This window comes from Lentibacillus halophilus (assembly GCF_039522485.1).
GTDB classification, from domain to species: domain Bacteria; phylum Bacillota; class Bacilli; order Bacillales; family Amphibacillaceae; genus Lentibacillus; species Lentibacillus halophilus.
The window spans coordinates 1-5,841 of record NZ_BAAADM010000038.1; the positions used below are offsets into that span (position 1 = coordinate 1).

At 42.0% G+C, this 5,841-nt stretch carries 7 protein-coding genes and 1 pseudogene; 2 read left to right on the forward strand and 6 right to left on the reverse strand.

Annotation, left to right across the window (positions count from 1 at the left end; genetic code table 11):
- On the reverse strand, window positions 1-279 hold a 279-nt coding region (locus ABDZ72_RS07240), incomplete at its 3' end, for a UPF0236 family transposase-like protein (protein WP_343752084.1).
- 174 nt (window positions 280-453) lie between these two features.
- Between ABDZ72_RS07240 and ABDZ72_RS07245 the strand changes: the two genes are divergently transcribed.
- On the forward strand, window positions 454-777 hold the full coding sequence (locus tag ABDZ72_RS07245; protein ID WP_343752085.1) for a hypothetical protein: 324 nt from the start codon (window positions 454-456) through the stop codon (window positions 775-777).
- Between the two features lie 78 nt (window positions 778-855).
- On the opposite strand, the gene ABDZ72_RS07250 is transcribed toward ABDZ72_RS07245, so the two are convergent.
- Complete coding sequence (locus ABDZ72_RS07250; RefSeq protein ID WP_343752087.1) at window positions 856-1,344, reverse strand: hypothetical protein; 489 nt, start codon at window positions 1,342-1,344, stop codon at window positions 856-858.
- Window positions 1,345-1,476: 132 nt separating this feature from the next.
- Between ABDZ72_RS07250 and ABDZ72_RS07255 the strand changes: the two genes are divergently transcribed.
- The gene (locus tag ABDZ72_RS07255) at window positions 1,477-1,935 is read left to right on the forward strand and encodes a CBO0543 family protein (RefSeq protein ID WP_343752088.1); all 459 of its coding nucleotides are present in this window, start codon (window positions 1,477-1,479) and stop codon (window positions 1,933-1,935) included.
- A 174-nt stretch (window positions 1,936-2,109) separates the two neighbouring features.
- On the opposite strand, the gene ABDZ72_RS07260 is transcribed toward ABDZ72_RS07255, so the two are convergent.
- The 4 genes and pseudogenes from ABDZ72_RS07260 to ABDZ72_RS07275 all read right to left on the reverse strand — a co-directional run.
- Window positions 2,110-2,937 carry a COG4315 family predicted lipoprotein gene (locus tag ABDZ72_RS07260; RefSeq protein WP_343752090.1) on the reverse strand — a complete coding sequence of 276 codons (828 nt, stop codon included), beginning with the start codon at window positions 2,935-2,937 and terminating at the stop codon, window positions 2,110-2,112.
- Between the two features lie 220 nt (window positions 2,938-3,157).
- Entirely contained in the window at window positions 3,158-4,198 is a 1,041-nt protein-coding gene (locus tag ABDZ72_RS07265; protein ID WP_343752091.1) for a YVTN family beta-propeller repeat protein, read from the reverse strand.
- 430 nt (window positions 4,199-4,628) lie between these two features.
- Complete coding sequence (locus ABDZ72_RS07270; protein WP_343752092.1) at window positions 4,629-5,081, reverse strand: Hsp20/alpha crystallin family protein; 453 nt, start codon at window positions 5,079-5,081, stop codon at window positions 4,629-4,631.
- Between the two features lie 524 nt (window positions 5,082-5,605).
- A pseudogene (locus ABDZ72_RS07275) lies at window positions 5,606-5,841 on the reverse strand (NAD(P)H-dependent oxidoreductase); the annotation flags it as partial.

A 5,841-nucleotide genomic window follows, 5' to 3' on the forward strand; every position in this document is an offset into this window, starting at 1 on the left:
ATCAAAGGGATAGTGAGAATCACCTTTCAGGTCATGCATTAATGTATGCCGAAAACGAACCGCCCCAAACGTAAATTGAACCGTTTTCCAATCGTCACGCTCGACAGTCCAGCCCAACTTCTGTTTCTCAGCTTTAATCACCTTATTAATCTGTGTGAACACTTCCCCCATCTGGGAAGCGAACACTTCATACATATAAAGTCGAATGCTTTCTTCTAAATCAACTAAGTTGTTTGTTTGCTTTATTAATTCGTATAATCTTGATATAATGGTTTCCATGAGAAGGCCTCTTTCGAAATGTATTTGCCCGTCAAAGCATACATTTATGATAGAGTGCCTTCTCTTTTTTGACTAGAAAATTGCCTCAGATGGCCCCGAGGATTATTTTACACATATGATACGATCAAACGATATCTCCCCGCCGCACTGTTTGTAACCGTCTTAAACTCGATCTTGTATGAGATTGCTTGGGAAGAAAATTGGTGGCGATACCAAATCACCCTCTTCGACTGGGACAAAATCACGCCCGTCCATATCGTTTACAGTTCGTATTGGGTCGTCACCATCTGGGTGTTTTATTTCACGTTTCAAAAATTTTGGCTGTACCTCGTCGTGAATGTTATCGCCGACGTCCTGTTTGTCTTTACCGTTTCGGCGTGGATGAAACATGTTGGCATTTTTACCGGTGATCTATCGATGGTCATGACCGCATTGCTATTTATATTAATGGCCGTACTTATTTATATCTTTCAACGCTGGTACGAGAAGGAGACGTAGCAGAAGCGCTCGAGTTGGAGCCGCTGTCGCTTAAGTGTGGGTTTTTTGGAACGAAAGATTTGCGACGGCAAGCGAAAATCACCACATGCGGGTGCGGGGTGGTTGAACGATTGGCGGCTGTTCCCGATCGATTTGAGCTCGTTCTCGATCGATTTCGCCTCGCCCTCGATCGATTTCGTCGCGCTCCCGATCGATTTTCCCTCGCCCTCGATCGATTTCCTCGCGCTCTCGATCGATTTCGCCTCGCCCCCGATCGATTTCCTCGCGCTCTCGATCGATTTCGCCTCGCCCTCGATCGATTTTCTCCCGTCCCCGATCGATTTCCTCTCGCCCTCGATCGATTTTCTCCCGTCCCCGATCGATTTCCTCTCGCTCCCGATCGATTTTCCCTCGCCCTCGATCGATTTCCTCTCGCTCCCGATCGAATCTCCGCCGCTCTCGATCGATTTTCCCTCGCTCCCGATCGATTTGCCCGCGCTCTCGATCGATTCTCCGACGCCCCCGATCGATTTCCTCGCGCTCTCGATCGATTTCGCCTCGCCCCCGATCGATTGCGCGCGTTCGCAAGGCCGCCGCAAATCGCCCTATCCCTATCCGTTCCTGTGAATTTCCTAATAGTGATGGGCTATACAGAGCGTCACTTGGCTATAATGGATAGTGACCGGCAAGCCAAATAGAAAAAGGGAGCCGAATGTTACTATGGAACACATCATATTGTGGCTATCTTTCGTGATCGGCATGGTATTATTATGGTTCAGCTTAAGAAAGTTATCTTTTAACGAATGGATTTTAGTTTACTTAGTGTCCTCTTATTTTTCAATCTTTCTCGGCACCATTGTCGTAGAGGAAAATATGCTGCATTACCCTGAAAAACTTTTGGGTATACATTTCGAATCCAGCATCCTTTTTGAATACGTGATACTTCCTGTGATTAATCTTTATTTTTATCAAACCACTTATCGGTCGCGATATTCCGGCATCCTTATACAAGGTGTCCTCTATGCGTCTGTTTTAACGACGATGGAAGTCCTCTTAGAAAAATATACCGATGTCATTGAGTATCATACGTGGACTTGGATGCACACGTTTGCAAGCGTCTTATTATTTATGATGGTTATCCGGATAGCGATGAGACTATACTGGCGTTGGAATGCGTAATGGTGACCATGGCTATCCAACCGTTCGTCCGGGGGCAATGAATGACATGAACAAGCTAATAGCATGAAAAAGGACGCTCCCGCAACGTCAGAAACTGTCGCGGAAGCGTCCTTTATATTTCATTTTTGTGGGGTTCTCACTTTTTACAACCTAATGAGAAGAAAAGATGCTGATTTAGGATGATGAACCAAGCTTCTCCTGAAATTCTGTGAGTTTACGTTTGGTCTCCTCTGTCAGCTTTTTTACTTTCTCAATATCAGGCTTATCCTTTTGTGCTTCATCTATGAGTGGGTACAAGCTTTCTTCAATGGTTTCATAGGCTTCTGCATCACGTTTTTCAACTTTTTTCTCAATGGGCTCCCAACTTTCCGAGAGGTCTTTCCCTTTGCTGTTCACTTTGTCTACATCGTTAGCTGAAGCTTCAGATGTGTTATTTAACGCTTCAAGTGAGGCCAGCACGTCATCAATACCTTTTTTCAGTGAAGTTGATTGGTCTTGGAAATGATCCTTAATGGACGTTTTATTAGCAACATACCATACATCTTTCACACCTTGACCGTTCACATCACCTTTTTCTTTATCTTTCACAAAATAATAAAGTGGATAGCCCTTATAGGTCACTTGTTTTTTACCAGTGTCTTCACGTGTTATCGTGCCAAAATTATCTTTGTCATAACCTTCAGGGACTTCGAAATCCTTTCCTGTGAATGCCGGCCAGTTTTCCAGACAATCGTCGGTGCAGTTGCTGGTACCTTTTTCATCTTTTGTGAAGAGGTAGAGCGTCATACCTTCACCATCTGCCAGATAGTTACCTGCATCAGCATCTTCCAGTAATTGTAGGCCTTTTGCTTTGCTTTTTCCTTCATCATTTGTTTCTTCCGTAGTATCCGGGTCGCCTTGGCTGCTGTTGTCATCTTTGGATGATGAGTCTGAGTCACCCCCACATGCACTCAGTAAAAGAATGACCGCAACGATGGTTATGGAAAATATCCATTTTTTCATTTTGATCCCTCCCAATAACTTGCTTTCACATAAGGTAACGATGAGAATCCGGGAACGGTTTGATTAAAAATAAAAAAATATTACTAACTTCTTTTATATTAGAAGGTTGTTCATAATTTTCGAACAATGACCGCGGAAACACCATTATCTATCGGTGTTGCCATTACACCAACAAATAATGGCGTTTCATCTCCATTCTTTTAGTTTTTCGTATCACTTTTTAAGAGCGATTTTCCAAGGTACTAATGAAAAACGGAAATGAATCAACATCGATTCGTTTAACAACTTCATTTTTCTCACTGTCGATAACAGCAACCTGGTCTTTGCTGGTAACTGCTGCATAGATGTTTTTACCATCTTTTGAAACGGTAACACCATGTGGCCCTTGTCCAACGTTAATTTGTTTCATTTCCTTTTGTTTGGCAATATCCACAACAGATACGAAATCTGACCCTATATTTGCGACATACGCATATTTTCCATCTGCGGTGACATCTACCACATGATGGCCTGTACCGACAGTTACGGTTGAGATCATTTTGTCTTTATTCAAATCGACTATTCCCAGTTCACCTTCTGTTGTTAAGGTTACAAGCAATGTATTCCCATCAGGGGTAATGTTTAAATTATGCGGTGCTCCTTCAACACCGTCGATTGTATTGGTCACTTTTTTGGAAGCAACATCAATAACCGATACGGAATTGGATCCGGTATTGGTTACATAGAACGTGCTGTTGTCGGGACTGGCTACCCCATTATGTGGATCTTTTCCAACGTCAATGGTGGCTTTCTTTTCCATTGATTCGGTTTCAATTGCTGTGACGGTTCCTTCGCCTTCATTGATGACAAACACCCATTTTCCATTAGGGGTGAAATTAATTCCTTTTGGCGTTTTGCCAACCGGAATGGTCTTTACAACTTTATTTTTGCTAGTGTTGATAATCGATACATCTTCGGTCTTGCTGTTGGCTACATAGACATAATCCCCATTGGGACCTACTTCATTATAAGTGGGTTTCTCACCAACTTGAATCGTATCCAGAACCTCATTGGTATCCGAATCAATAACTTGAACGTCTCCTGCATCACGGTTATTGACATAGACTTTGGTGCCAGTTGTGCCCTTTTCTGATACGTTCGTTTCCTCGTTTTTGGGTTTGTTTTCCGGTTTTCCCGAGCTGTCCTCATTATTACCGGAACATGCAGAAAGGGCAGCAAGTAGGATTAGCAGCATGGCTGATAGCATATATTTCTTTGTCATAATGAACCCTCCTTGACAAACGTTTATCCTGTATCCTAGGAAACGATTAAAAATAGAAAACGGTTTGCCACACGATGAAATTTTTAAAAAGGTCATCATTCGTTCAAAAGCGAATGGATAATTAATATCAGCTAGTGCGGGGTCCAATTTGAGAACGTGCTTCAGTGTCATTAAAGGGGGGATCGTTTTCATAAAACAGCTTAATCCCCCTTGATCTGGATTCCATGTCACTTGAAACCAACATAAAAGCCATAAATTAATCAATCAGGTGCAGTCAATATATGTAAAAATAGCGCAAGCGTTATGCCTTTCTTGTGCTCATTTGCTTTATGAAAATATAAAAAAAGACCCACCTAAAATGGTGGGCATTTGAAACAATCAATGGCTATCCAATCATTCGTCCGGGAATACGTGTAGGGGGATAGCAGCATTATTGAATGTCGATTTTGCGGGTATTGTCAACCGATTGGTCTTGTTTGCCTATGGTGACGTTGAGCAATCCATTGTCCATCTTTGCACTGACACTATCAGGTTTAGCATGGGCTAAATACAAGGTGCGTTGCATTGATTCATAATGTCTTTCTCGGTGAATATAGTTGTCGTCCTCATCGTTTTTATCATTATTGTCAGTTCGATGGACGGCAATGGTTAGTTTGCCATCATCATTCAAACTCAAGTCTATATCCTCTTTATTGACGCCTGGAAGTTCTGCCTCAACCAAATATTCATTGTCCGTTTCTTTGACGTCAACTTTAAACGGATCCGTAACAAGGTTTCGTTTGAGCGTAGGGAAATCATTAAAGAAGTCATCGATCATGTTAAATGGGTTGCTAGGGAACTTTGGATGTCTTTCGTTGAATGGAATTAATCCTGCTATAATCAACCACTCCTTTTGATTTAATTTTTATTTACCCTTTGCTTGCACACAAAATCAACGTCACTTGCTGATGAACTGGCTAGAGGTTCTTGCTTGGGAAAAGCAAACCATTCAAGAAGTCGTCAAAAATACTTGAAAAATCACCTAACAGGTTCCCACGAACAGTGGAATCTCTCCTGTTGAAAGGGAGTTTAACAACCATCGTGACCACCTCTCTTATTTAAGTTTTGCTTTTAGCTTTTTAGCAAAGCTAGGAACCAACCAATGGCTCGTTGCCCAAGTACCACAAGCCATTGAAGAAGTTATCAATCATGTTCAAAGATATCCATCTAAGCATCATTGATCAACTCCTTTGAATCGGGGTTTTAGCACTCGGTTAAGCGGAGTGCTAATTTCTATTTTTAATGTACCACATACACAGATTTTTATTCAAGGGGATTACTTAAAAAAATGACGATGACAAGACATTCGTTTTAGCAATACTGGATGCCGCATCATCACATCACAGTCTTATCCCCTATGCATGTAGCTTATGTATGAATCGTAAAATAACGACTCAAATGATGTTCGAGCGAATCGAGATAGGCATTGATATCGGTATTCTTTTTAACATCAAAGCACGAAAAGGTGTCCAATCCTTCCATACCGGCGTATTTATGGCTTAAATACAGGTGGAACAGCACATCGTCCACATTGCGTCCTTCAAAAAATTTGCTTGGGTCATTAAACGCCGTCGAAGGGGCATTCCATGTTGTTGAAAACATAT

What these genes read in the sequence shown, in the direction of transcription:
- ABDZ72_RS07255 (WP_343752088.1), top strand. Translation starts at nt 1,477, where the DNA reads ATGGAACACATCATATTGTGGCTATCTTTCGTGATCGGCATGGTATTA.
- ABDZ72_RS07260 (WP_343752090.1), bottom strand. Translation starts at nt 2,937, where the DNA reads ATGAAAAAATGGATATTTTCCATAACCATCGTTGCGGTCATTCTTTTA.
- ABDZ72_RS07265 (WP_343752091.1), bottom strand. Translation starts at nt 4,198, where the DNA reads ATGACAAAGAAATATATGCTATCAGCCATGCTGCTAATCCTACTTGCT.